25 protein-coding genes, 3 tRNA genes and 1 other RNA gene are annotated in these 26844 nt (G+C 55.8%); 16 read left to right on the top strand and 13 right to left on the bottom strand.

Annotated features, from left to right (window positions below):
• The first annotated feature begins 22 nt into the window (after positions 1–22).
• From tolB to AC0IXH_RS10525, 7 genes are all read left to right on the top strand, one after another.
• A complete protein-coding gene (gene tolB, locus AC0IXH_RS10555) occupies positions 23–1315 on the top strand; it encodes a Tol-Pal system beta propeller repeat protein TolB (protein ID WP_471720410.1) in 1293 nt (430 codons plus the stop codon).
• Positions 1316–1359: 44 nt separating this feature from the next.
• Entirely contained in the window at positions 1360–1878 is a 519-nt protein-coding gene (gene pal / locus AC0IXH_RS10550; RefSeq protein ID WP_013201336.1) for a peptidoglycan-associated lipoprotein Pal, read from the top strand.
• A gap of 9 nt (positions 1879–1887) precedes the next feature.
• A complete protein-coding gene (cpoB, locus tag AC0IXH_RS10545) occupies positions 1888–2706 on the top strand; it encodes a cell division protein CpoB (protein ID WP_013201337.1) in 819 nt (272 codons plus the stop codon).
• 164 nt (positions 2707–2870) lie between these two features.
• A tRNA-Lys gene (locus AC0IXH_RS10540) sits at positions 2871–2946 on the top strand.
• A 13-nt stretch (positions 2947–2959) separates the two neighbouring features.
• A non-coding RNA gene (locus AC0IXH_RS10535) (RtT sRNA) lies at positions 2960–3085 on the top strand.
• A 42-nt stretch (positions 3086–3127) separates the two neighbouring features.
• Positions 3128–3203, top strand: a tRNA-Lys gene (locus AC0IXH_RS10530).
• A 60-nt stretch (positions 3204–3263) separates the two neighbouring features.
• Positions 3264–3339, top strand: a tRNA-Lys gene (locus AC0IXH_RS10525).
• A 616-nt stretch (positions 3340–3955) separates the two neighbouring features.
• Here AC0IXH_RS10525 and AC0IXH_RS10520 read toward each other — a convergent pair.
• Positions 3956–5482 (bottom strand): AlkA N-terminal domain-containing protein, encoded by a 1527-nt coding sequence (locus AC0IXH_RS10520; RefSeq protein ID WP_471721143.1) that lies wholly within the window; start codon positions 5480–5482, stop codon positions 3956–3958.
• Between the two features lie 178 nt (positions 5483–5660).
• On the opposite strand from AC0IXH_RS10520, the gene AC0IXH_RS10515 reads away from it, so the two are divergent.
• The 3 genes from AC0IXH_RS10515 (at position 5661) to pnuC (ending at position 8123) form a co-directional block, all read left to right on the top strand.
• On the top strand, positions 5661–6170 hold the full coding sequence (locus tag AC0IXH_RS10515) for a methylated-DNA--[protein]-cysteine S-methyltransferase (RefSeq protein WP_346595026.1): 510 nt from the start codon (positions 5661–5663) through the stop codon (positions 6168–6170).
• 155 nt (positions 6171–6325) lie between these two features.
• Entirely contained in the window at positions 6326–7369 is a 1044-nt protein-coding gene (gene nadA / locus AC0IXH_RS10510; RefSeq protein ID WP_013201340.1) for a quinolinate synthase NadA, read from the top strand.
• 34 nt (positions 7370–7403) lie between these two features.
• Positions 7404–8123: a nicotinamide riboside transporter PnuC gene (gene pnuC, locus AC0IXH_RS10505; RefSeq protein ID WP_013201341.1), complete on the top strand. Its 720-nt coding sequence runs from the start codon at positions 7404–7406 to the stop codon at positions 8121–8123.
• Here the strand turns inward: pnuC and zitB are convergent.
• From zitB to AC0IXH_RS10485, 4 genes are all read right to left on the bottom strand, one after another.
• Positions 8120–9049 carry a CDF family zinc transporter ZitB gene (zitB, locus tag AC0IXH_RS10500; RefSeq protein WP_471720409.1) on the bottom strand — a complete coding sequence of 310 codons (930 nt, stop codon included), beginning with the start codon at positions 9047–9049 and terminating at the stop codon, positions 8120–8122. The genes pnuC and zitB overlap by 4 nt on opposite strands.
• The gene (locus AC0IXH_RS10495) at positions 9030–12125 is read right to left on the bottom strand and encodes a hybrid sensor histidine kinase/response regulator (RefSeq protein WP_471721142.1); all 3096 of its coding nucleotides are present in this window, start codon (positions 12123–12125) and stop codon (positions 9030–9032) included. The genes zitB and AC0IXH_RS10495 overlap by 20 nt, the downstream gene beginning before the upstream one ends.
• Positions 12126–12148: 23 nt before the next feature.
• On the bottom strand, positions 12149–12739 hold the full coding sequence (locus AC0IXH_RS10490; RefSeq protein ID WP_013201344.1) for a response regulator: 591 nt from the start codon (positions 12737–12739) through the stop codon (positions 12149–12151).
• A gap of 124 nt (positions 12740–12863) precedes the next feature.
• Positions 12864–13211 (bottom strand): YbgS-like family protein, encoded by a 348-nt coding sequence (locus AC0IXH_RS10485; RefSeq protein WP_265911764.1) that lies wholly within the window; start codon positions 13209–13211, stop codon positions 12864–12866.
• A 292-nt stretch (positions 13212–13503) separates the two neighbouring features.
• On the opposite strand from AC0IXH_RS10485, the gene aroG reads away from it, so the two are divergent.
• Positions 13504–14559 (top strand): 3-deoxy-7-phosphoheptulonate synthase AroG, encoded by a 1056-nt coding sequence (gene aroG, locus AC0IXH_RS10480; RefSeq protein ID WP_471720408.1) that lies wholly within the window; start codon positions 13504–13506, stop codon positions 14557–14559.
• Positions 14560–14698: 139 nt separating this feature from the next.
• On the opposite strand, the gene gpmA is transcribed toward aroG, so the two are convergent.
• The 6 genes from gpmA to modE all read right to left on the bottom strand — a co-directional run bounded on the left by gpmA (position 14699) and on the right by modE (position 21350).
• Positions 14699–15451 carry a 2,3-diphosphoglycerate-dependent phosphoglycerate mutase gene (gpmA, locus tag AC0IXH_RS10475; RefSeq protein ID WP_013201347.1) on the bottom strand — a complete coding sequence of 251 codons (753 nt, stop codon included), beginning with the start codon at positions 15449–15451 and terminating at the stop codon, positions 14699–14701.
• Between the two features lie 157 nt (positions 15452–15608).
• Positions 15609–16646, bottom strand: a complete 1038-nt coding sequence (gene galM / locus AC0IXH_RS10470) for a galactose-1-epimerase (protein ID WP_013201348.1) — start codon at positions 16644–16646, stop codon at positions 15609–15611.
• Positions 16640–17788, bottom strand: a complete 1149-nt coding sequence (gene galK, locus AC0IXH_RS10465; protein ID WP_013201349.1) for a galactokinase — start codon at positions 17786–17788, stop codon at positions 16640–16642. Before galK ends, galM begins: the two co-directional genes overlap by 7 nt.
• 2 nt (positions 17789–17790) lie before the next feature.
• Complete coding sequence (gene galT, locus AC0IXH_RS10460) at positions 17791–18837, bottom strand: galactose-1-phosphate uridylyltransferase (RefSeq protein WP_013201350.1); 1047 nt, start codon at positions 18835–18837, stop codon at positions 17791–17793.
• Positions 18838–19025: 188 nt separating this feature from the next.
• Positions 19026–20495 carry a molybdate ABC transporter ATP-binding protein ModF gene (gene modF, locus AC0IXH_RS10455; RefSeq protein ID WP_471720407.1) on the bottom strand — a complete coding sequence of 490 codons (1470 nt, stop codon included), beginning with the start codon at positions 20493–20495 and terminating at the stop codon, positions 19026–19028.
• Between the two features lie 75 nt (positions 20496–20570).
• Positions 20571–21350 (bottom strand): molybdenum-dependent transcriptional regulator, encoded by a 780-nt coding sequence (gene modE / locus AC0IXH_RS10450; RefSeq protein WP_134823732.1) that lies wholly within the window; start codon positions 21348–21350, stop codon positions 20571–20573.
• 150 nt (positions 21351–21500) lie between these two features.
• Here modE and AC0IXH_RS10445 point away from each other — a divergent pair, with 150 nt between their 5' ends.
• The 4 genes from AC0IXH_RS10445 to modC all read left to right on the top strand — a co-directional run bounded on the left by AC0IXH_RS10445 (position 21501) and on the right by modC (position 24342).
• On the top strand, positions 21501–21656 hold the full coding sequence (locus AC0IXH_RS10445) for an AcrZ family multidrug efflux pump-associated protein (RefSeq protein ID WP_013201353.1): 156 nt from the start codon (positions 21501–21503) through the stop codon (positions 21654–21656).
• A 147-nt stretch (positions 21657–21803) separates the two neighbouring features.
• Complete coding sequence (gene modA / locus AC0IXH_RS10440; protein WP_471720406.1) at positions 21804–22577, top strand: molybdate ABC transporter substrate-binding protein; 774 nt, start codon at positions 21804–21806, stop codon at positions 22575–22577.
• Positions 22574–23263, top strand: coding sequence for a molybdate ABC transporter permease subunit (gene modB, locus AC0IXH_RS10435; protein WP_471720405.1), 690 nt, complete (start codon positions 22574–22576; stop codon positions 23261–23263). The genes modA and modB overlap by 4 nt, the downstream gene beginning before the upstream one ends.
• Positions 23263–24342, top strand: a complete 1080-nt coding sequence (modC, locus tag AC0IXH_RS10430) for a molybdenum ABC transporter ATP-binding protein ModC (RefSeq protein WP_053146034.1) — start codon at positions 23263–23265, stop codon at positions 24340–24342. Before modB ends, modC begins: the two co-directional genes overlap by 1 nt.
• Here modC and AC0IXH_RS10425 read toward each other — a convergent pair.
• On the bottom strand, positions 24324–25142 hold the full coding sequence (locus AC0IXH_RS10425; protein ID WP_013201357.1) for a pyridoxal phosphatase: 819 nt from the start codon (positions 25140–25142) through the stop codon (positions 24324–24326). The genes modC and AC0IXH_RS10425 overlap by 19 nt on opposite strands.
• A 150-nt stretch (positions 25143–25292) precedes the next feature.
• Between AC0IXH_RS10425 and pgl the strand changes: the two genes are divergently transcribed.
• Positions 25293–26288: a 6-phosphogluconolactonase gene (gene pgl, locus AC0IXH_RS10420; RefSeq protein ID WP_471720404.1), complete on the top strand. Its 996-nt coding sequence runs from the start codon at positions 25293–25295 to the stop codon at positions 26286–26288.
• Positions 26289–26361: 73 nt separating this feature from the next.
• Here the strand turns inward: pgl and AC0IXH_RS10415 are convergent, their stop codons facing one another.
• Positions 26362–26838 (bottom strand): kinase inhibitor, encoded by a 477-nt coding sequence (locus tag AC0IXH_RS10415; RefSeq protein ID WP_013201359.1) that lies wholly within the window; start codon positions 26836–26838, stop codon positions 26362–26364.
• Positions 26839–26844: the final 6 nt, after the last annotated feature.

Genomic DNA, 26844 nt, shown 5'->3' with positions numbered 1-26844 from the left:
GCGTTCAGGTAAGGGAGAAAAGATGAAGCAGGCATTTCGTGTAGCAATGAGTTTTTTACTGCTGTTTGTCGCTGTAGCGCATGCAGAAGTTCGCATTGAAATTACCCAGGGTGTGAACACCGCGCGTCCAATTGGCGTGGTCCCATTCAAATGGGCCGGCCCGGGTGGCGCACCTGAAGATATCGGTGGCATCGTTGCCGCTGATTTACGCAACAGTGGTAAATTCAACCCGTTAGATCGTTCACGTCTGCCTCAGCAGCCAACCACAGCAGCTGAAGTTCAGCCTGCTGCCTGGACCGCGCTGGGTATCGATGCCGTGGTTGTCGGTCAGGTTCAGCCTGGCGCCGACGGCAGCTACCTGGTTTCTTACCAGCTGGTGGATACCTCGGGTAATCCGGGTGCCATTCTGGCTCAGAACCAGTATAAGGTGACCAAACAGTGGTTACGTTATGCGGCGCATACTGCCAGTGATGAAGCCTTTGAGAAGCTGACCGGCATTAAAGGGGCTTTCCGCACCCGTATTGCGTATGTCGTGCAGACCAACGGCGGTCAGTTCCCGTATGAACTGCGCGTCTCTGACTACGACGGTTACAACCAGAACACCGTGCACCGTTCACCACAGCCGCTGATGTCTCCGGCCTGGTCTAAAGACGGCAGCAAGCTGGCTTACGTGACCTTCGAAAGCGGTAAATCAGCCCTGGTCGTGCAGACTCTGGCGAACGGCGCGATCAAACAGGTTGCTTCCTTCCCGCGTCACAACGGTGCACCGGCCTTCTCCCCAGACGGGACGAAGTTAGCCTTTGCGCTGTCCAAGACCGGTAGCCTGAATCTGTACGTGATGGACCTGGCGTCAGGCCAGATCAATCAGCTGACAGACGGTCGTTATAACAGTACTGAACCCACCTGGTTCCCGGACAGCCAGAGCCTGGCTTACACTTCGGATCAGGCAGGTCGTCCACAAATTTATAAAATCAGTGCAAGTGGCGGTACCGCACAGCGTCTGACCTGGGAAGGCGGACAGAATCAGGATGCGGACGTGAGCTCTGATGGTAAATCACTGGTGATGATTAGCACCAACGGCGGTGCTCAACACGTCGCCAGACAAGATCTGGAAACGGGAGCCGTTCAACAATTAACGGACACGTTCCTGGATGAAACGCCAAGCCTCGCACCAAATGGCACCATGGTAATCTACAGCTCTACTCAGGGTATGGGATCCGTATTGCAGTTGGTTTCGACTGATGGGCGTTTCAAAGCGCGTCTTCCGGCAACTGATGGACAGGTAAAATTCCCTGCCTGGTCGCCGTATCTGTGATGCATATGTAAATATGTATGGCTAACAATAATAGGATTGTAGAAATGCAACTGAACAAAGTGCTGAAAGGCTTAATGCTGGCACTGCCAGTAATCGCAGTGGCTGCTTGTAGCTCACACAAAAACAATAACAACGACCAGACCAATGGTATGGGCGATGGCGCTAACGCTAATAGCGGCATGAACAGCGGCAACATGTCATCTGATGAGCAGGCTCGCCTGCAGATGCAGGAACTGCAGAAAAACAACATCGTTTACTTCGGCCTGGACAAGTATGACATCCAGTCTGAGTTCGCACAGATGCTGGATGCTCACGCTAACTTCCTGCGTAGCAACCCATCTTACAAAGTGACTGTTGAAGGTCATGCGGATGAGCGCGGTACACCAGAGTACAACATCGCCCTGGGCGAACGTCGTGCTACTGCTGTTAAAATGTACCTGCAGGGTAAAGGTGTTTCTGCTGACCAGATCTCTATCGTTTCTTACGGTAAAGAGAAGCCAGCTGTACTGGGTCATGACGAATCAGCGTATGCTAAAAACCGTCGTGCCGTACTGGTATACTAAGAGAATCACATGATTAGTAACTTCAGACTTCACGTGTTGGGTCTGTCGTTACTGGTTGGCGTAGCGGCCCCCTGGGCCGCTAATGCCCAGGCGTCAATCAGTAACGTTGGCTCAGGCTCGGTCGAAGACCGTGTCACAACTCTTGAGCGTATCTCCAATGCTCAGGCGCAACTTCTTCAGCAACTTCAGCAACAGCTCTCCGACTCACAGCGCGATGTCGACTCACTCCGTGGTCAGATTCAAGAAAATCAGTACCAAATGAATCAGATGACTGAGCGTCAGAAAAGCATGTACCAGCAGATTGATACGCTAAGCAATGGCGGTGGTAATGCCAACGCACAGGCTCAGGGTGCTTCTGGTGATGCCGCCGCTGCTGCCGGTGGTGCTGCAGCCGATAATGCCGCAAACGGCAACAGCGCAGCGTCAGGGGCCTCTGCGGCACCTGTACAAAGCGGGGATGCCAACACTGATTACAACGCTGCGGTCGCGCTGGTTCTTGAAAAGAAACAGAACGAACAGGCAATCAGTGCATTTCAGGCTTTTGTGAAGAAATATCCGGATTCCACTTATCAGCCCAATGCCAATTACTGGTTGGGACAGTTGAATTACAACAAAGGCAAGAAAGACGACGCGGCGTATTATTTCGCTACTGTGGTCAAAAACTACCCGAAATCACCAAAGAGTCCTGATGCGTTGTATAAGGTTGGGGTGATCATGCAGGAGAAGGGCGACACGGCGAAAGCCAAAGCCGTTTACCAGCAAGTGTCCAAACTTTATCCAAACAGTGATGCAGCGAAAAATGCCGCAAAACGGGCAGCTGCGCTCTAAGTGACCAGCTTTGACCGGATATTGCCGTATTTCTGGTCTTTGCGGACGAAAGGTAGTCAGTTGAACAAGTTATCTGAAAATAGTGGTTGCGCTGAATCGGTAAATCAGTAATATATGCCGCCGTTGCAGGGACATATGTGAAAACGTTCTGGCAGCGCAAAAGTGGGTCGTTAGCTCAGTTGGTAGAGCAGTTGACTTTTAATCAATTGGTCGCAGGTTCGAATCCTGCACGACCCACCACTTTCAAAGTAGTACCAAGTGTTAAGCGTGAAGGATTTGAACCTGCAGCAGGTTCGAGTTGAGCGAAGCGAAACAACGTTGCAATAAGCAACGGGCCGAGAGGCCGAGGCGTAGCCGAGTTATCCTGCACGACCCACCACTTTAAAGCAGTATGCAGTACAAAGCAGTAACCGCTCGATGCGGGTCGTTAGCTCAGTTGGTAGAGCAGTTGACTTTTAATCAATTGGTCGCAGGTTCGAATCCTGCACGACCCACCATTAAGCCTTAATAGCGCAAGTGTTTAAGCAGGCATCGAAGTGAAGTGTTACCGCGAAAGCGGGTCGTTAGCTCAGTTGGTAGAGCAGTTGACTTTTAATCAATTGGTCGCAGGTTCGAATCCTGCACGACCCACCAGTGTTAAGAAGGCGCCCTAAAGGCGCCTTTTTGCTATCTGCGATTCGTGTAGGATTTGAACCTGCATCCTGCATGACTCACCAATGTTAAGAAGGCGCCCTAAAGGCGCCTTTTTGCTTTCTGCGATTTATAAAATGTTGGTTGAAGGGCTGGTTGCCTGCGTGGCCCGGTATCCCGGTCAGGGAGAGAAGGTTGAACGCAAAGTCGCCGTGAACCCATCCCTGGGGGCTCAGCGGCGACATCCCTGTCGCCGATGCTTTGCTTATCAACCTTCTCTCCCTTCCCCTAAGCTTCAGTATCGAATGGTTAATTGTGGACACACAGGTCAAAGCCCTATTCGATGCTTGCCTTTCAAACGAGCTTCCACCGAGCCTCATCAACGCGATCGCACTTCACTCAGCCTTTGACCTGTGTATCCACCAACCTACCCATCGACACCAATTCTATGAGGTGGCGGCATAGAGTGCCTTAGCCGAGTGTCTGCGGCAGGGATGCCGCAGCCAAGCCTCCAGGGATGTATTCACGGCGTCTCGGATAAGGCGCTCTATGCTGACGCCATACCACCGCGCTCGCCCTTGACCTGTGCGTCCACCAAGCCCAATCAACGACGAAAATGTTATTGGGGCGCTCTATGCTGACGCCTTACCCCCGAACCCGGTTTTGACCTCAATCCCTCAATCCCTTTAGCCTTCCCCGGCGCAAGATTCTTCCAGATATGCATCACGGCATAACTTCGCCACGGGCGCCAGGCTTGAGATAATCGCTCGGCTTCCTTCGCCGTTACGCTACCCAGATTCTTTCTGACCACCACATCTCCGGCAGGGAATGCGTCCGGCCAACGCAGTGCCCGCATCGCAATATAATGCGCGGTCCACTCTCCTATGCCCGGCTGAGCCACCAATGATGCGATTGCGCGATCTGGATCGGTGCCTGCATCCAACCTCAGCTCACCCCGATCGTAGGCTTGTGCAATGGCTATCAGCGTCCGTGAACGCGCGCTGACGATGCCAAGGCTCGCCACCTCATCCAACGTCGCCACTGCTATCCTCGCGGCCTGTGGTGTCAGCTGAGTGAGCTCAGGGAAGGGCGTCTTGATCGCCTCGCCAAAGGCCTCTGCAAAACGACCACCAATCGTGGTAGCAGCTTTCACGGTGATCTGCTGACCGAGAATGGCCCTGACCACTATTTCAAAACCATCAAATGCGCCAGGTACCCGCAATCCCGCATCTTTCGTCAGACTGTCCCGCAACAGCGGATCCTGCTCAAGATGGGCGGCAATCAGATCGGGGTGGGCATCGAGATCAAAGAGATTCTTCAACCGACGCAACAGCGCAGGTAACACCGGCGTCAGCGAATGGGTAAACTCGACCTGTAATCCGTGCTTCTTGTCAGACTGTGTGACACGAACCCATCCGGTATGCTCGCCCAGACGCACGGTACGCGCATAACTGTGATTATCCACACTCTCCACGCCTTTAATGGCACGAAGCCGCAGAAAGGCTAACAGGGCGGTCCAGTTGAATGGCGGACGATAGCTCAACAACAGCGTCGAGGTCTCACTGCTGATAAAATGCCCCGTTTCGCTGGCTTCTTTGCGTAACCGGCTCGGCGGCATTCGATACTGACGGCTGAACACCTCGTTGAAGCGACGCAAACTGGCAAATCCACTGGCATATGCCACCTCAGTGACTGGCAGCGTGGTTTCGGTCAATAGCTGCTTTGCCAGCAGCAAACGACGGGTCTGCCTGAGCTCGAGCGGCGAAACGCCCAACTCTTTTTGCACAATGCGCCGCAACTGACGTGAACTGAGCGAAAACTGCGCCGCAATCTCTTCCAGACTGTCGATATCCTCAACCAATCCTTCTTCAATCCGCTGGATCAGCAAATCGGCAATCCGGTGACTGCTGTCTACCGGCGCATTCCCCGGCGCCAGTTCCGGACGACAGCGCAGGCAAGGGCGAAAGGCGGCCTTTTCTGCCGCTTCAGCACTGTCAAAAAACAGACAATTCACCTCATGCGGCGGCTTAACCGGACAGACAGGCCGGCAATAAATGCCGGTAGACGTCACGCCGACATAAAACACCCCATCAAAACGCACATCCCGGGAGGTCAGTGCCCGGTAAGCAACCTGTTTATCAATCATCATCATTCCCGACTCGCTGGCTTTTATGCCAGGTTAAGGGCAATTTGTTGCCCTCGCTAGCCGTTTTCGGACAGCTAACGTATTTCAACCTGATGTCCGAAAACGGCTAGCGTAGCGTTTCTTCTCACGGATAATAGACGTAATCTCAGCAAAACATCGTGATACAGGAAGAAGACTGATGAGCTATTTCTGCAAAGTAATGCCTTCACCCGTGGGCGCCCTGACGCTGATTGCCAGCGATCTCGGCCTGACGGCGATCCTCTGGCAGGATGACAACCCAAATCGCGTGCGCTTACCGGATATGCAGGAAAATCCGGCGCATCCGGTGCTGGTGGAAACCGAGCGTCAGCTGAATGAGTATTTTGCCGGGACGCGCACCACCTTCACCATGACGCTGGATTTTGTCGGTACCGAATTTCAGAAAAAAGTCTGGCAGGCGCTGGTGGCCATTCCGTTTGGGGAAACGCGCAGCTATGCCGATATCGCCCGCGAAATTGGCAACCCGAAGGCGGTCAGAGCGGTCGGCGCGGCCAACGGTAAAAATCCAATCTCGATTATTGCTCCCTGTCATCGGGTGATTGGATCGAATGGCAAACTGACCGGATTTGCCGGCGGTCTGGAGGTCAAAGCCTTCCTGCTGAAGATTGAAACGGTGAAGCAGGACGAGGCAGAATTCATCCTGAAGTGATCGGGCTCACATCCTGAGATCTCAGCGAAAAACTGAGCGACACCGGCGACTATTTCGGCTATCGTGTTTAGCATATAAAACAAACCGACCGCAGGTCGGCGCGGAAAGGCCAATTTCCGCTAATTTGGTTAAGTTAAAGAAACGAGAGCCGCGATATGAGCCTGATGTTCGATCCTGAAACCGCTGTATATCCCTTCCCGCCGAAACCTGCCCGCCTTACCCAGGATGAAAAGCAGATTTACCGGGAGAAAATCAAACGGTTACTTAAAGAACGCAACGCCGTGATGGTTGCCCATTACTATACCGATCCGGAAATTCAGGCGCTGGCAGAAGAGACCGGCGGTTGCGTCGCCGATTCGCTGGAAATGGCCCGCTTTGGCAGCCAGCACTCCGCCAGCACCTTGCTGGTGGCTGGCGTACGGTTTATGGGCGAGACGGCCAAGATCCTCAGCCCGGAAAAAACCATCCTGATGCCAACCCTTCAGGCGGAATGTTCCCTCGATCTCGGCTGCCCCATCGACGAATTCAACCGTTTCTGTGACCAGCATCCCGACCGTACCGTGGTGGTGTATGCCAACACCTCCGCAGCAGTCAAGGCTCGCGCTGACTGGGTGGTCACCTCAAGCATTGCCGTTGAACTGATTGAACATCTAGATAGCCTGGGTGAGAAAATCATCTGGGCACCGGATCGTCACCTTGGCCAGTACGTTACCCGCCAAACCGGGGCCGATATCCTGTGCTGGCAGGGCGCATGTATTGTCCATGACGAGTTTAAAACTCAGGCGTTGCAACGCATGAAGGCACTTTATCCGGATGCGGCGGTGCTGGTTCACCCGGAATCTCCGCAGGCGATTGTGGATCTGGCGGATGCGGTCGGCTCGACCAGCCAGCTGATCCAGGCAGCCAAAACCCTGCCTAACCCACAGATGATTGTGGCGACCGATCGCGGCATCTTTTATAAAATGCAGCAGGCTTGCCCGGACAAAGAGCTGCTGGAAGCGCCCACAGCGGGCGAGGGCGCAACCTGCCGCACCTGTGCACACTGTCCGTGGATGGCGATGAATGGCCTGAAGGCGATTGCCGATGGCCTGGAGCATGGCGGCAGCCAGCATGAAATTCATGTCGATGCGGCGCTACGTGAAGGCGCGTTGATCTCGTTGAACCGTATGCTAACCTTTGCAGCAAGTTTAAAAGGCTAATCGTTGCTTTTCTGCTGAGGACACAGGTGCCAATATGGATTTTTTTAGCACGCATAATATTCTGGTTCACATCCCCCTTGGGACCGGTGGTTACGATCTTTCGTGGATTGAAGCCATTGGTACCGTGGCGGGCCTGCTTTGTATCTGGCTCGCCAGTCTTGAGAAAATCAGTAACTACGCCTTTGGCCTGATTAACGTCACGCTGTTTGCGGTCATTTTCTTCCAGATCCAACTCTACGCCAGCCTGCTGTTGCAGCTGTTCTTCTTCGTCGCCAACATCTACGGTTGGTATGCCTGGAGCAGGCAAACCACGGATAACCAGCAGGCGCTGCAAATCCGCTGGATGACCTTGCCGAAAGCCATTGGCTGGCTGCTGGTGTGCGTGGTAGCGATTGGCCTGATGACGCTGTACATCAACCCGGTCTTTGCCTGGCTGACGAAAATTGCGGTGACGGTAATGCAGGGCGTGGGCCTGTCGGTCGCCATGCCGGAATTGCAGCCCGATGCGTTCCCGTTCTGGGACTCCTGCCTGATGGTGTTGTCGATTGTGGCGATGATCCTGATGACGCGGAAATACGTCGAGAACTGGCTGCTGTGGGTGATTATTAACGTGATTAGCGTGATGATCTTCGCGCGCCAGGGCGTCTACGCCATGTCGCTGGAATATGCCATCCTGACGCTGATTGCCCTGAACGGTTGCTGGCTGTGGATTAAAAGCGCCCGCGAACAGGGTTCACGCGCGCTTTCGTCTTAGTGATGATGGTGGGCATGCTCATGCCCACCATTTCCCCAACTCAGTTCACAGTCACCATCATCACAACTCTGATATTCCATCTGCACCGTCGCATGTTCAATCTGATAATGGTCATGCAGCCAGTCGTGGATGCGGTGCAGTAACGCATCGTGGTCATAAGGCGGAATGACGTGAACGTGCAGCGTCATCACCGGCTTCTCACCTACCTGCCACAAATGAATATGATGCACATTGCGGATCTCCGGGATGCCTTGCGTCAGCGCCCGCTTCAATTTGTCGACATCCAGTGAAGGAGGCGCGCCTTCCAGCAACTCATGAATACTCTCTTTCATCAGCGCCCAGGCACTGCGTAACACCAGCACCGAAACCAGAATCGACAGGATCGGGTCAATCGGCGTCCAGCCGGTATAAATGATGATTAATGCTGCGGCGATGGCGCCGACGGAACCCAGCAAATCCCCCAACACATGCAGCGCCGCGGCGCGCACGTTGAGGTTCTTTTCCTCACTGCCACGATGCAACAGCCAGAAAGAGATCAGATTCGCCAGCAGTCCCGCCACGGCAACGGTCAGCATAAAACCGCCCGCCACAGGTTCCGGATGACGGAAACGAACGATCGCTTCCCAGACAATCAACGCGGTGATCACCACTAACGCGATGGCGTTGACGAAAGCCGCCAGGGTGGTCAGACGAAGCAGGCCAAAGGTGTGGCGAGCATTGGGTTTGCGTTGGGCAAACTGTACCGCGAGCAGGGCCATCAGCAGAGCGGCCGCATCGGTAAGCATATGCCCGGCATCCGCCAACAGCGCCAGCGAGCCAGAGAGTATGCCGCCGGCCACTTCAGCCACCATAAAGACGGCGGTAACGAGAAAGGCTGCCAGCAGGCGGGTACGGTTTCCCGTGCCTTCAGAATGGGTGTGCGCCATAAGATTCCAGTTCAGTGAGTAAACTTTCTGTTAATGATATCAATAAATTCAGTTCGGTAGCAGGCTGTTGCTGTGCCCGGCACTGCCCGATAATGTGCTGGCAGCGATTTTCACCCTCGGCATAGCCTAGCATTTGCCAGCTTCCCTTCAGACGATGGGCGGCTTTTTCGGCCTTTTCCCAATCTTGTTCCTTCAGCGCGGTGACCAGCCTGGTGCTGTCTTCTCGTAGGGTCTGCTGCAGCGTTTTCTGCAATTTGCTGAAAAAGGCGTGGTCATGACCGGCCAGATCCCACAGTCGCTGGTGCAGATCGGCAAAAACGACCTCGGTGCCCGCGGTCAGCAGCGGCTCAATTTCGTTCAGGGTTACAGGTTTCAGCAACACCTTATCGGTCAGCGCCGCCACCTGTGGGCTGGCCAGGATATCGGCATCGGCCGAACACATCACAATGCGGCAGCGCCGGGCGGTGTGACGCTCAGCACGACGGATGATTTTCGCCAGCGTCACGCCATCCGGATGCGGCATGCTGTAGTCAATAAACAGCAGGTCATATACGCCGCCCGCAGCGAGAAAAGCCCGGCCATCAGGATAGCAGTCGGCTTCAATGCCAAACCAGGCCAGCTGCTGCTGCATCACCAGCAGATTGGTGGGATGATCGTCGACCACCGCAACGCGCTGCACGTTTGGCGTTCCACCCGGCGAGCGCACGGGTGCCGGTTCATTCATGGCAGCATCGCTGGTGACGATCTGCAAAGGCAGAAACACCGTCAGCGTGGTCCCTTGATGCGGCGTGGATGCCAGCAGGATCTCTCCGCCCATCCTGGCGACGATCTCTTTGCAAATCGACAGGCCAAGACCGCTACCCTGCACGGAAAGCTGGCGGCCCGATGGCGTCTGATACCAGGGCTCGAAGAGCCTGATCTGCTCCTCTGGCGGAATGCCGCTGCCGCTGTCGATCACCTGTAAACGCAGGCGATCGTTTTCCGTCGCCAGGGTGACGCGAATCTCACCCTGGCGGGTAAATTTGATCGCATTGCTGATCAGGTTATTGGCAATCTGCTGCAGCCGTTGCCCATCAATCATGATCAGCGCAGGTAACGGCGGGAGGGTTTCGACGCGGAACAGCGGCCCGTTATTTCGCATCAACGGGTGATAAAAATCTGCCAGCCGGCTGAGCCACTTGGCCGGATCGAGCGGCTGCGGCACCAGGGTAAAACTGTTGCTCTCCAGCTTGGCGTGATCCTGCAGATCGTTCAGCAAGGTTAGTAGCGTGGAGGCGCTGCTGTGGATCACGTTGAGGTTTTTGCTGGCAGGCGTGCGGGACACTTCCACTTCCAGCAGGCCCAGAATCGCCTGCATCGGCGTGCGCAGCTCGTGGCTGACGGTGGCCAGAAACTGGCTTTTCATCTGATTGGCCCGCTCGGCCTCTTCGCGCTCCAGCTCCAGCTGGCGGCGCTGCAGCCGTTCGCGGCGCTGTTCCAGATAACGTCGAATCAACAGCACCAGTAAAAAGACAATGGCAAATAACGCGGCGATCAGCACAAATAACGAGATCGGCCGCATACTGTTTTCAGCGCCTTCTGAAAGCACCGAGCTGTTGTTGCTCCAGGTCTCTCTCATCCGTTGCTGCGTATCGGCGGGGATTTGCTGCAGGCTGGTGTTGAGCAGGGTTCTTAACAGCGGGAACGCCGGGCTGACGCCCAATGTGATGGGCCAGGCGGTGTCGCTGGCGGCAAAGGCCAGGCGTAACGCGTCGCTATAGCGGGACTGAATCAGCCAGCGGGCCGAAATGACATTGTCTACCAGCGCATCGATCTGTCCGTTAGCCAGCGCGTCATACAGCGTTTTGCTGTCTTCAAACGGCACCACAGTGATGCCTGCGGGTATCAGCCCGCGCGCGATATCACCGCGACGGATGCCGACTTTCAGGCCCTGAAGCTGCTGCCAGCCGGTCGCCGGTCGCGACATCTGCCCAACGTAGACGCCCCAAAGCGCACGCCAGATTGGCAGCGTATTGCTGCGCATCGCATCGTCGCCGGTCAGGGGCAGCGTCAACTGAATCATCGCCCGTCCCTGATCGACCAGCGCCTGCGCCTGTTGCGCATTGCTCACCCACCAGGGCTGAAAACGCAGCCCGGTGTTCTGACCGATAATATTCAGCAGCTCGACGCTGTAGCCACTCGGTTGACCGTTGGCCGCCCGGTAACTCCAGGGATAGTCATCGCCGATCGCCGCATAGGTCACAACCGGATGTTGCGTGATCCAGCTGCGCTCCATCGGGGTTAAGTGGGCAGTATTGGTGTCCTGATAACGCGGTAACTGGCTGCTCCAGCGGCCCTGAATGCCGTTAATCACCTCCATCGGGAGCTGGCGGATGGCCATGTCCAGCCGTTCGGTTAACGCCGGCTGGGTGGTAATGGCCTGCAGACGCAGTTCACCCGGGTCGAGTGGCGAGGCCAGTTGATAAATTTGCCCCTGTTGCAGCTGATTGAGCAAAAACCCGGCGCTGGTCTCATCGGCGACCACATAATCACTTTTATTATTCAGCAAGGCATACAGCGCCTGCAGATCGTTATCCACCACCTGCCAGTGATGCTGGCGGGCAAATGCCGGATCGATCAGCGCAAGGGCCGATTTGCTGATGGTGATTTGGGCATCGGTGGAGTTGAACATCACCGGCCGCAGATTTTCGCGGCTGCGGTAAATGCGCATGGGGCTGGTAAACCAGGGCTGGGTGGCGCTCATTCCCTTTTCCAGCGTTTGCTGGGGCACGCCAAAAGCGATATCCAGCTTGCCTTCTAGCAGAGCCTGCTGCAAGGCCTGCCAGTCCGGGTAATCCGCAACCTGAAACTTCAGACCGGTGGTTTGGGTCAGCGCCACCAGATAGTCAGCATTGATGCCGTAGAGATCCTGGCCGACCACCATATTCCACGGCGTGCTGTTGTCGCGCAGGATGCCCACGCGTAATGGCTTATCCTGCCACGGCGACGACTGATCCAGCGGCATCATCTCCTGTGGCATCAGCACGCTGCTGATCGGCCGCAACGCGGCGGCAACCGGCAGGCACAGCAACAGCATAACAGCCAGCAACAGGCGACGCGTCACTGCTGAGCCTTCCAGAATCCGGCCAGTTCAACCACCGAGCTGGCCCCGGTTTTATCCATGATGTTCTTTTTATGGGTGCTGACGGTTTTATTGCTGATATTGAGCTGTTCAGCAATCTGTAAATTAGACAGCCCGCGCGCCAGCAGCGCTAAAATCTGCTGCTCTTTGCTGGTCAGCATGTGCGTGGTGGTTTCACTCTCGCTGCTGACAGGGAACGCCTGCTGACCGCCCAGTACCGCCAGAATGGCAGAGAGCAGCTGTGGCATCGGCTGACGTTTCGCAACATAGCCCGCTGCACCGGCGGCTTCGGCCAGCCGTTGATAGAGACGTTCCTCCTGCGCGGAATAGATGATCACCGGCAGGGCAGGGAAGTGGCGGCGGATAAATTTCAGCAACTGCAGGCCATCACTGTCCGGCAGCCCGATATCCAGCACCACGATATCCACCGGCTGTGCGGCCAGCAGCGCATGGGCGCGGTTTTCATCTTCGGCTGCCAGCAGGGTAAAGGGAAAAGGCGCACGCGCCAGCGCCGCTTCAAGCGCAACATGCACCAGCGGGTGGTCGTCAATCAGCAGCAGCGTAACCATGAATTTATCCGGGGGAAATCAGGGCTTTCAAGAATAGCGTAAAGGTTCAGGTAAGCAAACAGACATGAAAAAGGAGAGCCTGAGCTCTCCTTTTAATCACGCGTCAAAACGGTTATCAGGCGACTTACTGGGTAGTGCCATCCGTTTTAGTATTCGCGTCAGGTCCGACTTTTTTGTTGATGTTCGGACATTTACCGTCTTTACACTCACTGTTTTTGTGGATCTGCTCAGCGCTCATTTTTTTGTGATGCTTCATGGTTTTATGGGTCGTCCCACTGGTGGCATCACCGGTATTGTTGATTTTGCTGTTATCCACGCCATTAGGGGCGATTTTCTGGGCTGCACCACCGGCCGCTGCACCGGCATCTGCTGCCTGGTTAGCCGTACCGTTGTTGCCAGATTCAGCCATTGCCGCACCGCTGCCCAAGGTCATTGCTGCGGTCAGGAATACGATTGCAAACTTATTCATCATTATGCTCCGTTAAGGTGTGAATATTGCCGAACCAAACCCGTTAAAATGCGGTTTGAATAAATAATTCGAAGAGTTCGGAATACAATCAGCACAAGATCAACTCCTCTAAAGTTAGTGATCTTTATGCGTTTTTTTTAGGTATTAACAAGTAAAAGTGTAGTTCAGGAACCGGAAACAGCAACTTTAAATGGCAAGAAGTTGACCAAAGCGGATTTACAGCACTGTAAGCACGCGATAAATTGGACGTGATGCGCCTGATGTGCAGAACGGCCTTTAAAATACTGGAAATATTATGAATTATCAGAATGATGACTTAAGAATCAAAGAGATAAAAGAACTTCTTCCCCCTGTAGCCCTGCTTGAAAAGTATCCTGCCACGGACATGGCGGCGAAAACCGTTTCTGACTCCCGCCAGGCTATTCATAATATTCTTAAAAAGACCGACGATCGTTTATTGGTGGTGATTGGACCTTGCTCCATTCATGACACCCAGGCCGCAAAAGAATATGCTGCGCGTTTACTGACGCTGCGTGAAGAGTTAAGTGACTCTTTGGAAGTGGTGATGCGCGTGTATTTTGAAAAACCGCGGACTACCGTTGGCTGGAAAGGGCTGATTAACGATCCGCATATGGACAACAGCTACCAGATCAATGACGGCCTGCGCATTGCCCGCAAGCTGCTGCTGGACATCAATGATTCCGGCCTGCCTGCCGCCGGTGAGTTCCTCGATATGATCACGCCACAATATATGGCTGACCTGATGAGCTGGGGAGCAATTGGCGCGCGCACCACCGAATCGCAGGTTCACCGTGAACTCTCTTCGGGCCTTTCCTGCCCGGTTGGCTTCAAGAACGGCACCGACGGGACGATTAAAGTGGCTATCGATGCTATTAATGCCGCCAGCGCGCCGCATTGCTTCCTGTCAGTAACCAAGTACGGTCACTCGGCCATTGTTGAAACCAGCGGCAACGGCGACTGCCATATCATCCTGCGCGGCGGCAAAGAGCCGAACTACAGCGCCCACCATGTCAGCGCCGTTAAAACCGGTCTGGAGAAGGCCGGTCTGGATTCGCAGGTGATGATTGACTTCAGCCATGCCAACAGCAGCAAGCAGTTCCAGAAGCAGCTGGTGGTGTCGGATGACGTGTCGCAGCAGATTGCGGGCGGAGACAAGGCGATTATTGGCGTGATGATCGAGAGCCATCTGGTGGAAGGTAATCAGAGCCTCGAAAGCGGTGAGCCGCTGGTTTACGGTAAGAGCGTGACCGATGCCTGTATTGGTTGGGAAGACACTGAAAAAGTGCTTCGCCAGCTGGCAGATGCCGTGAAGGCGCGTCGCGCCCACTAAGCCTCGGCATTGAGGCTACTTCTACCCGAGTACAGGTCGGGCAGCGTTTTCTCAGCGCATCAGCCATAAAAAAAATCCGCCTTTCGGCGGATTTTTTGTGCTCAGCATTCTCTCTTTTCCCGCAGGAAAGAGGAGGGAATTACTTCGCTTTACCCTGGTTGGCTACTGCCGCCGCTTTCGCAGCAATTTCGTCAGCATCGCCCAGATAGTAATGTTTGATTGGTTTGAAGTTTTCATCAAACTCATACACCAGTGGCACGCCAGTTGGGATATTCAGTTCAAGGATGGCTTCTTCACTCATGTTGTCCAGGTATTTCACCAGCGCACGCAGGGAGTTACCGTGGGCCGCGATGATCACTTTCTCGCCGCTTTTCATGCGTGGCAGAATGGATTCGTTCCAGTATGGCAACACGCGATCGATGGTCAGCGCCAGGCTTTCTGTGGTTGGCAACTGCTCAGCCGTCAGTGCAGCGTAACGTGGGTCATGGCCAGGGAAACGCTCATCGGCACGATCCAGCTCTGGCGGCGTTACCGCGAACCCGCGACGCCATTGCTTAACCTGCTCGTCACCGTACTTCTGTGCGGTTTCGGCTTTATCCAGACCCTGCAGCGCACCGTAGTGACGCTCGTTCAGACGCCAGGATTTCTCCACTGGCAGCCAGACCTGGTCAACTTCGTCCAGGATGTTCCACAGCGTGTGGATGGCACGTTTCAGCACGGAGGTGTAAGCGAAATCGAAGGTGAAGCCTTCTTTTTTCAGCAGCTGACCTGCGGCTTTCGCTTCGGTACGGCCTTTATCGGACAGGTCAACATCGTACCAACCGGTAAAGCGGTTTTCATTATTCCACTGGCTTTCGCCGTGACGTACCAGAACCAGCTTAGTTACAGCCATAGCTTAACTCCTTAATAATCTGACGTTTCTATGATAATGGTAAACCGTAAATTGCCGGTAGCACCCTGGCGGCAATTTTATAGGCCATTACCATAACGGAAATCTGCGCACCGCGTAAGCCTGTCGCCTCTCCGATGCGCGTTTTTCATGCGCTGAATCAAACCGCTGTCAGGCGGTAGCGCGTAATCGACTGATACGATTCACCCGGTTTAAGCCAGCAGTCAGGCTGCGGCCACTCGGGATGATTCGGCGAGTCGGGTAAAAACTCGCTCTCCAGTGCGATACCCTGAAAGGCATTATAGACGCCCTGCTCACGAGCAGGGGTGCCTTGCAGATAATTGCCTGAGTAAAATTGCAGCGCCGGGGCCGAGGTAAATACGCTCAGCTGCAGCTGACCATCTGCCGACCAGAGTTCGGCCGCGGGCTGGCTTTCATCCTCGGTGTTCAGCAGGAAGGCGTGGTCGTAACCTTTCACCGCGCGCTGATCGTCATCCTGCAGGAACTCGGCGGCGACCGTTTTTGGCTGGCGGAAGTCAAAACTGGTGCCGGCAACGGCTTTCAGATCGGCATTCGGGATGCCTTCACTGTCAACCGGCAGATACCGTTCAGCATTCAGCTGCAACTTATGATCGCGGGCATCGCCATGCCGGGCATCCAGATTGAAGTAGGCATGGTTGGTCAGGTTCACCGGGCAGGCTTTATCCGTGGTGGCGTGATACTGGATGGTCAGCGTGTTGTCATCTTCCAGACGGTACAGCAGGGTCACCAGCAGATTGCCTGGATAGCCCTGATCGCCATCGGGCGAATCCAGCTGATATTCCACTTCATGCTCTGCCTGGCGGACGATCTGCCAGCGACGGCTGCTGAACCCTTCCGGGCCGCCGTGGAGCTGATGAGGTCCCTGATTGGCCGCAACCTGCCAGGTTTTGCCTTCACCGCTGAACGTGGAATGGGCAATACGGTTGGCATAGCGACCGACGGTGGCACCAAGGTAAGCCGTCTGATGCAGATAATCCGCCGGTGTGGCGCAGCCGAGCAGGGCTTCACGCACGGTGCCATCTTTCATGGGCACACGGGCGGAGAGCCAGGTGGCGCCCCAGCTCATAAAGGTGGCAACCATGCCGCCCGCATTGCGCAGCGTGGTGATATGCCATGGCTGACCATCCGGCGCACGGGAAGTGGGTTCGGTTAGCATTGACCCGCTCCTTCAGAGGCTTTGCAGACGTAGAAGGTTTCTTTGATGCCCGATTTGGCTTCGTATTGCTGCTCCACGGCAGCTTTCACCGACTCCACCATCTCCAGCGGCATCAGCGCGACAACGCAGCCGCCGAAACCGCCGCCGGTCATGCGCACGCCGCCACGATCGCCCAGCGAGGCCTTAACGATCTCAACCAGCATATCGACCGGTGGCACGGTGATTTCAAAGTCATCACGCATTGAGGCATGAGATTCGGCCATCAGCACCGCCAGACGCGCCAAATCGCCGCGTGCCAGCACGTCAGCGGCTTCCAGCGTACGGGCATTTTCGGTCAGCACATGACGCACGCGCTTCGCGACGACCGGGTCGAGTTTGTCTTCCGCCGCTCTAAACTGCTCCAGTTCGACGTCACGCAGTGAGGTCTGACCAAAGAACGCCGCACCCGCCTCACACTGTTCACGACGCACGTTATATTCGCTGCCGACCAGGCTACGACGGAAGTTGGTGTTGATAATCACCACCGCAATGTCTTCCGGCATAGGCACCGGGCGCGTACCCAGCGTGCGGCAATCGAGCAGCATGGCGTGATCTTTTTTACCCAGCGCCGAAATCAGCTGGTCCATGATGCCGCAGTTACAGCCAACAAACTGGTTCTCTGCTTCCTGGCCGTTCACCGCAATCTCCGCACCGTCTAAAGGCAGATCGTACAGCTGCTGGAACACGGTGCCGACCGCCACTTCCAGCGAGGCAGAAGAGCTCAGACCTGCACCCTGAGGCACATCACCGGCAATCACCATATCCACGCCAGAAAAATCGCTGTTGCGCTTCTGCAGATGCTTCACCACGCCACGGACATAGTTCGCCCACATTTTGTCGTTGAGCGGCGCGATCGGCTCATCCAGCGAGAAGATATCCTGCTCGTTGTCGTAATCCGCCGCAATGACGCGCACCTGACGATCGTCGCGTTTCGCGCAGGCAATCACCGTCTGATAGTCGATGGCGCACGGCAGCACGAAGCCGTCGTTGTAATCGGTATGTTCGCCAATCAGATTCACGCGGCCTGGCGCCTGGATAGTATGGTCAGCGGCGTAACCAAACTTTTCCTGGAAAATGTTGTGGGTAGAGGTCTGTAAGGTCATGGTTATGCTCCCGTCTCGCGGAAATGAATATCACTGACGGAACGCAGACGTTCTGCTGCCTGTTCCGCTGTTAAATCACGTTGTGTTTCGGCCAGCATTTCATAGCCAACCATAAATTTACGTACCGTAGCGGAACGCAGCAGCGGCGGGTAGAAGTGGGCGTGTAACTGCCAGTGATCGTTGGCTTCGCCGTTGAAAGGCGCGGCGTGCCAGCCCATCGAATATGGGAAGGAGCACTGGAACAGGTTGTCATAGCGGCTGGTCAGTTTTTTCAGCGCCAACGCCAGATCGGTACGCTGTGCATCGGTCAGATCGACCAGGCGTTTGATATGGGCTTTAGGCAACAGCAGGGTTTCGAACGGCCATGCAGCCCACCAGGGCACCACTGCCAGCCAGTGTTCGGTTTCAACCACCGTGCGGCTGCCGTCTTTCAGCTCGCGCGCACTGTAATCGACCAGCATTGGTGACCCGTGCTGCTCGAAGTAAGCACGTTGCAAATCATCTTCGCGTTTCACTTCATTTGGCAGGAAGCTGTTGGCCCACACCTGGCCGTGCGGATGCGGGTTAGAGCAGCCCATGGCCGCACCTTTGTTCTCAAAAACCTGCACCCATGGATAGTGTTGGCCCAGATCGGCGGTCTGTTCCTGCCAGGTTCTGACCACCTGCTCGATACCGGCAACGGTCAGTTCAGGCAGGGTTTTGCTGTGATCCGGCGAGAAGCAGATCACCCGGCTGGTGCCGCGCGCGCTCTCGCAACGCATCAGCATGTCTTCGCTTTCCGGCGCGTCTGGCGTGTCGGTCATCAGCGCCGCAAAATCGTTGGTGAAGACATAGGTGCTGCTGTAATCGGGGTTTTTATCGCCTGTTACACGGGTGTTTCCAGGACACAGGAAGCAGTCCGGATCGTGGGCAGGCAGTTTTTCCTGGGAAGCGGTTTCCTGCGCGCCTTGCCATGGGCGTTTGGCGCGGTGAGGAGAAACCAAAATCCACTGATCTGACAGTGGGTTATAACGGCGATGCGGATGATCGACCGGATTAAATTTTTGCATGTTGAGTCCTGATAACCTTCTTTATGCGTCGATAGCCTTAAAGAAAAATAGCACAGCGCGGAGGAATAAAGCGTGATCAAGTCTGTATAAATGGAATCGTTTACACAAGTTGAATAATCCGAACTGTCAGTAAAAACGGCAAAATAATCCATGCGTCGATGGTGGTAAGCAATAATTAGTGGTAGCGGTTACATGATTTTATCCCGCTGATAGCGATAGTGCTCGCCTTCGGCGACAAAGGTCAGGCGATCGGTAATACAGTGCGGCGCATCTTCAGCATGGTGGGAGACGAACAGCAGCTGCGTTTCGCCTTCGCCAATCAGCACATCGACGAAACGGCGAACCAGCTGACGGTTGATCGGATCCAGACCCTGCAACGGCTCATCAAGGATCAGCAGCGCCGGATGTTTCACCAACGCGCGGGCGATCAGGACCAGCCGCTGCTGTCCCCAGGACAGGCCGTGGAACGGCGCATCGCCGAGCTTTTCCATCCCCAGCAAATGCAGCCACTGCTTAGCCAGCGATTGCTGGCGATCGGACACCGCCTGATAAATGCCAATGGAGTCAAAATAGCCGGAGAGGATCACGTTGCGCACGCTGCTGCTGACCCGGTAATCCAGGTGCAGGCTGCTGCTGACGTAACCAATATGCTGCTTGATATCCCAGATGGTTTCACCACTGCCGCGGCGGCGGCCAAACAGCGTCAGATCGTTGCTGTAGCCCTGCGGATGATCGCCGGTCACCAGGCTCAGCAGCGTGGATTTTCCTGCGCCGTTCGGCCCGACGATCTGCCAGTGTTCGCCGGGTTTCACTTCCCAGCTGAGATGATTGAGGATCGGCTTATCGTTATAGGAGACGACGCCATCGCGCAGCACAATCAGCGGATCGCCGGCGACAAGCGCAGGCTTACTTCCGGCGTCATCGGCTTCGGGCAGGGCCATCCCCGCCAGCTGTTCGCTGTGAGCGAGCTGGGCGACTAAGGCTTCGGCGAGGATTTCACGGCGGGGACCCACGTGGGTCAGCGTGCATTCAGCCAGCACGCCCACGTTATCGATGAAATCAGGGATATCATCAAAGCGGTTCAGCACCAGCACCAGCGTGCAGTTTTGTTGATGCAGCCCGGCCAGCACCTGTGCCAGATTGGCGCGAGAATCAACGTCCAGACCGTCAAACGGCTCATCCAGCACCAGCAGGTCCGGTTGCGACATCAACGTCTGGCACAGCAGGGTTTTACGCGTTTCGCCGGTGGACAGGTATTTGAAGCGGCGATCCAACAGCCGCGTGATGCCAAATAACGCGGCCAGCTGCTGGCAGCGTTGCGGATCTTTGGTATTTTCCTGGATGATTTCTGCGGTGGTGCGGCCGGTATCGTCTTCACCGGGACTGAGCAAATCGGTGTTATTTCGCTCCCACTCTTCCGCCACCAGTTTCTGCAACTGCTCCAGGGAGAGGCGGACGGGGCGGACAAAGCTGTTGGTCAGCTGGCCTTTAGCCGCATTCAGTTCACCTGCCAGCACGCGAGCCAGCGAAGATTTACCGCTGCCGTTGGCGCCAACAAAGGCCCAACTTTCACCGGCCTGCAGGGTCAGCGCATCCAGGGTCAGGTTTTTAGTCTCACTAAGGTGAAACGTGCCTTGCAAAATTTGCAACGTCGACATTGTTCATTCCATTTTATGCATTGTAAGCAAACTATGGATCCGCAATGCCCTTGCTGTCAAATCTCCTGCCCGGTTTCAGAGCAGTGTGGCGATGATCACCTTGTCGGCATTAAAATGTGCTGTGACCGGCAGATCCTGTTGCAGGTTTTGCTCTGCCACGCGTTCGTTGGCAAGGGTCGCGCACAGCGTTTCACCGCCCGGTAAGGCGATTAACACCTCACTCTGACTTTCTCCCTGTTCAATCTTGCTGATGGTGCCACTCAGCTGATTATCCGCGTCTGACGCGCCGGTGGTCACGTCAATCCACGGCGCTTTAATTAACACCAGCACCTCTTTGCCGCTGGTCAACGCCAGCCGGTTGGCGCTCTGCTCGGTTAACGCCACCGAGATTTTTGTACTGCCATCGGCCAGCAGCACTTCAACATGCTGCACCACTGCCCGATCGTCGCGGTCGGTAATCGTGCCAAACAGCTGGTTACGCGCGCTGGTTTGCAGCGAGAAGCGGGCGATGGCGCCCAGCAGGCTGCCTAACGGCACATCGTCCTGCAGCACATCAAATGCCTTCTGCTGGATCTGTTCCATCAGCGCAAACAGCTGGATCAGCCGCTCGCCGTAAGGGGTGACTTTGGCGCCGCCACCGCCTTTGCCGCCGGTGGCGCGGTCCACCAGCGTGCGGTCGGCGAGGGTATTCATTTCATTAATGGCATCCCAGGCGCTTTTGTAGCTGATGCCAGCGAGTTTCGCGCCCTGGCTGATCGAGCCCGTTTGTTGAACCTGCTTCAGCAACTCAATACGCCGTGGGTCGGCAAACAGCCGCTGCTGTAGTTTCAGGATCAGGGAAAGTTCTGCCTGCATAATGGCTCTCGCTTCGGGATAAAATAAGGGTGGGGTGCAGTGTACACCTTTGGCTGGCCGGGCGTAAAAACAGGTAAAAGGCACAAAAGGGCAGTGCACTTTTTTTGGCTGTAGATACAATGGCTTTTTTACGCTGCAATGGAGGCGACCATGCTTGAATTACTGATAGGTCTTGGCGAAGCAATCCTGATGGTGCCTGTTGTGATGGCGATTATCCTCGGTCTGATTTGGGGACTGGGTGAAGTATTTAACGTTATCTCAACAATCGGTCATAAAAAGGACCAGACGGAACAATCCCGTCATTAAGCTTTCCTGAAACGCCCGGCACCTGCCGGGCGTTCGTTTTTTGTTGATCCCCCTTAAGCTTTTCCCCCTTCCAACCGATAAACTCCATGACAGGGTAGATAAAATCGTTATATTACGAACTACATAACGAACCCTCTGGAGATCACCATGCCTGTAAAATTACGCCATTTCTTCGTTGGTGCCGTGCTCAGCGCCAGCTTTGCCGGCCACGCGGTTGCCGCCGATAAGATCACCGTGTTTGCCGCGGCCTCGTTGACCAATTCACTGCAGGAAATTGGCGACAGCTATCAGAAAGGCAAAAACGTGCAGGTGGTTTCTTCCTTCGCCTCGTCGTCCACGCTGGCGCGGCAGATTGAGCAGGGCGCGCCTGCGGATCTGTTTATCTCAGCCGATCAGCAGTGGATGGACTACGCGGTGCAGAAGAAAACCATCGATGACGCCAGCCGTTTTACGCTGCTGGGTAACGAGCTGGTGCTGGTGGCGCCCGCCGAGACTCACCCTGAGCAAGTGACGATTTCCAAAAATACCAACTGGAAAAGCCTGTTAAAAGGACAGCGTTTGTCAGTGGGCGATCCCGATCATGTCCCGGCCGGTATTTATGCCAAAGAAGCGTTGCAGAATTTAGGTGCGTGGGAAACCCTGTCAGGCCAACTGGCGCCGGGCAACAGCGTACGCGTCGCGCTGGCACTGGTTGAGCGCAACGAAGCGCCTTACGGCATCGTCTATGGCTCTGATGCGGTTGCCAGTAAAAAAGTGAAGGTGGTTGGCATCTTCCCGGAAGACAGCCACAAACCGGTCGAATACCCGATGGCTATGGTGAAAGATCATAACTCTGCCGCCGTAACCGCTTTCTACAATTATTTGAAAGGGCCTGACGCTGCGGCCGTGTTCAAACGTTACGGATTTACGCCTGAAAAATGATCCTGAGTGAGCCCGAATGGCAGGCCGTTGCCCTGAGCCTGAAAGTTGCTTCAGTGGCGGTAATTTTTAGCCTGCCCTTCGGGATCCTGATGGCGTGGGTCCTCGTCCGCTGCCGTTTCCCCGGCAAAACCCTGTTAGACAGTCTGGTTCATCTGCCGTTGGTGCTGCCGCCGGTGGTGGTGGGCTATTTACTGCTGATCGGTTTTGGCCGTCGCGGATTTATCGGCGAATACCTGTATGACTGGTTTGGCTTCATCTTCGCCTTCAGCTGGCGCGGCGCAGCGCTGGCCTCGGCGGTGATTGCTTTCCCGCTGATGGTCAGGGCCATCCGCCTGGCGCTGGAAGGCGTCGACAGCAAGCTGGAGCTGGCCGCCCGCACGCTGGGTGCCGGGCGCTGGCGCGTCTTTTTCACCATCACCTTACCGCTGACCCTGCCGGGCATTATTGCCGGCACCGTGCTGGCCTTTGCCCGCTCGCTGGGCGAGTTTGGTGCCACCATTACCTTCGTCTCAAATATTCCGGGGGAAACCCGCACGCTTCCCTCTGCGATGTACACGCTGATTGAAACACCCGGTGCTGAAAATGCCGCCGCGCGGCTCTGCGTCATTGCGATTTTACTGGCGCTGGCTTCACTGCTGATTTCTGAATGGCTGGCACGCTGGGGCCGCAAAAGGTTGGGATTGTAATGCTGGAACTCAATTTCACTCAGCGCTTGGGCGATCATACCCTGACCCTCGATACACAGCTGCCCGCCAGGGGCATCACCGCGATTTTCGGCGTATCGGGTGCCGGGAAAACCTCCCTGATCAATGCTATCGGTGGCCTGACCACGCCACAGCAGGGCCGCATCGTGCTGAATGGCCGGGTGTTAAGCGACGCCGGGAGCAAACTTCATCTGCCGCCAGAAAAACGGCGGATTGGCTACGTGTTTCAAGATGCCCGGCTGTTCCCGCACTATCGCGTGCGGGGCAACCTCGAGTACGGCATGGCCAAAAGCCTGCGGCCGGAGTTCGATCAGCTGGTCAGGCTGCTGGGTATTGAAGATCTGCTGACGCGCTTTCCGGCGTCGCTGTCGGGCGGTGAAAAGCAGCGTGTCGCCATCGGCCGGGCATTGCTGACCGCGCCCGAAATTCTGTTGATGGACGAACCGCTGGCCTCGCTGGATTTGCCGCGTAAGCGTGAATTGCTGCCTTACCTGCACAAGCTGGCGAAAACGGTGGATATCCCGATCCTGTATGTCAGCCACAGCCTGGATGAAATCCTGCAGCTGGCCGATAACGTGCTGGTGCTGGATAACGGCCAGGTTAAGGCGATGGGCAGCGTGGAAAAAGTCTGGGCCAGCAGCGCGATGCGGCCGTGGTTACCGCGATCCGAACTGAGTAGCGTGCTGCGGGTGCAGGTGCTGGAGCAGCATCCGCACTATGCGATGACCGCGTTGTCGCTGGGCGATCAGCATATCTGGGTCAGCCGTGTCGATGCCCCGGCAAAGACGCCGCTGCGTTTGCGTATTCAGTCCGCCGACGTGTCATTAAGCCTGCAGCCGCCGGTCAACAGCAGCATTCGCAACGTGATCCCGGCCCATGTGGCGGAGTTGCTGGAGATTGACGATCAGATTGAAGTGAAGCTGATGGTGGGACAAAGCGAGCTGTGGGCGCGCATCACGCCCTGGGCTCGCGATGAACTGATGATCAAACCGGGCATGTGGTTATATGCCCAGATTAAAAGCGTGTCGATTATCGCGCCAACTCACAGCACTTCGCGGTAGATGGTTTCCGCAATACCTGGCTCAAGGTTGGTGCCGATTACCCGGCCGGCACGGGCTTTAATCGCCTCGTCGGCATTGCCCATCGCCACACCCAGCCCCACCGTTTCCAGCATGCTCAGGTCATTGTAGTTATCGCCAAAGGCCAGCACGTCACTCATCTGATAACCCTCGGATTCCACCCACTGTGCCAGGCGCTTGCCTTTGCTGTTGCCGGCTTTGGCGATGTCCACCTGATCGTGCCATGACCACTCGCAGGCCAGCCCCATCTCTTTTTCGACCCGTTCGGCGAAGTGCTGTAATGCGACGGTGTCAGGATGGGAAAGGGCGAACTTCCAGATTGAGCCCGCGTCTTTGGCTGCCTGCGCCAGGCTGTCGACCTTGTTGAACACCGGACGCTGATGTTCTGGCAGGGATAACCCCCAGTCGATGGTGCGCGTCACGTGGCCAGTTTCAGTCTGATAGAGCATGGCATCGTCGACGTACAGCAGACCGTGGATCCCGGCTTCGTCGAGCATCTCAATCACCCGCAACGCCTGCTCTTTTGGCAGCGGATCGGCTTGCAGGACCTTTTTTGCATGATAATCATACAAATAGGTGCCGTTACAGCAGATTGCAGGTGTATCTAATGCCAGTGCCTGATAAAAAGGATGGATAGCGACATGATGACGACCGGTGACGATGGCCACCTTTACCCCAGCCTGTTGTGCTTTTTTCAGGGCTTCCAGCGATTCGGGAAGGATGGTTTTGCGCGGCGTTAACAGGGTGCCGTCCAGGTCCAAAGCAATGATGCGATAACTCATAAACAGTTCCGGAAGTGGCTAAACAAGAGCCAGAGAGTGTACACCTTGTGACGGGGTTAACAAAATGACACGCCACAAATCCCCCCACGCGGGAAGGAAAAACACGCTACGCTTTGCCACAGGTCAGCTTACTCAGAAAAAGGAGAATTCATGAAACAAGTCGTATATACCGCCAGCCCGGAGAGCCAGCAGATCCATGCCTGGCAGTTAGCCGATGATGGCGCGCTAACCCTGCTGCAGGTGATTGATGCGCCAGGCCAGGTTCAGCCGATGGTCGTCAGCCCCGACAAACGTTTTCTCTATGTGGGCGTGCGCCCTGATTTCCGTGTCGTCGCCTATCAGATTGATGCGGAAGGCAAACTGAAGGAAGCCGGGCACGCGTCATTGCCAGGCAGCCCAACCCATATTTCTACCGATCGTCAGGGCCGCTTTGTCTTCGTCGGCTCGTATAACGATGCCTGCGTCAGCGTGACGCCGATTGGCGCCGATGGCCTGCCGGGCGAGCCGGTGCAGGTAATCGACGGTATGGACGGCTGTCACTCCGCCAATATCACGCTTGATAACAAAACCCTGTTTGTGCCGGCATTAAAACAGGATCGTATCTGCCTGTTTGATTTGCAGGAAAACGGCCAGTTGCAGCCGCATAAGCAGCCGCAGGTGACCACCGTTGAAGGTGCGGGCCCGCGTCATATGGTGTTCCATCCGAACCAGCAGTACGCCTACTGCATCAACGAGCTGGACAGCACGGTTGACGTCTGGAAATTGAACAATGCGCAGGGTGTGGTTGAGCGGGTGCAGAGCCTGGATACCATGCCAGCTGGCTTCAGCGAAACCCGCTGGGCAGCCGATATTCACCTGACGTCAGATGGCCGCCATCTGTATAGCTGCGATCGTACCGCCAGCCTGCTGACCATCTTTAGCGTCAGCGAAGATGGCGCGGTGCTGACCGTTGAAGGGCATCAGCCTACCGAAACGCAGCCACGCGGCTTCAATATCGATAACACCGGACAGTATCTGGTGGCGGCGGGGCAGAAATCGCACCATATCGAAGTGTATAAAATTGCTGGCGAGCAGGGGTTACTGCAACCGCTGGCGCGCTACGCGGTCGGTCAGGGCCCAATGTGGGTGGCGATCGCCGCGCTGTAAGGCTGGTTCAGACAGCAAAAGGGGGCGATTTCTCGCCCCCTTTTTTTATGCGCTGAAAAGCCGCTCTTTCGCGTTAGCTGTACATCGCGGTAATTGACGCGCTGCCCAGCTGATGGAAATGGACGTTGAAGCCCAGATAAGCGCCGCTGGCCTGCTCATCGACCTCCAGTTTTTCTACATCAATGGCGTAAACGGTGAAGATGTAGCGGTGGCTTTCGCCCTTCGGCGGTGCCGCGCCGCCGTAGCCGCTTTTACCAAAGTCGGTGCGTGTCTGAACTGATCCAGAAGGCAGTTCGGCCGCGCCGGAACCTGCACCCTGTGGCAGAGAACGGGTGTCGGCCGGCAGATTGGCCACGCCCCAGTGCCACCAGCCTGATCCGGTCGGCGCATCAGGATCGTAGCAGGTGACGACAAAGCTTTTGGTGCCCGCCGGCACGTCATCCCAGGCGAGGTGCGGTGACAAATTGTCCCCTTCATACCCCATGCCGTTAAAGACCTGGCGCTCAGGCAGCTTATCGCCGTCGTTAAAATCCTGGCTAATCAGTTTCATTCCCTC

It is taken from the genome of Erwinia sp. AC075 (assembly GCF_979253995.1).
This window is presented reverse-complemented; position numbering and strand designations above follow the sequence as displayed.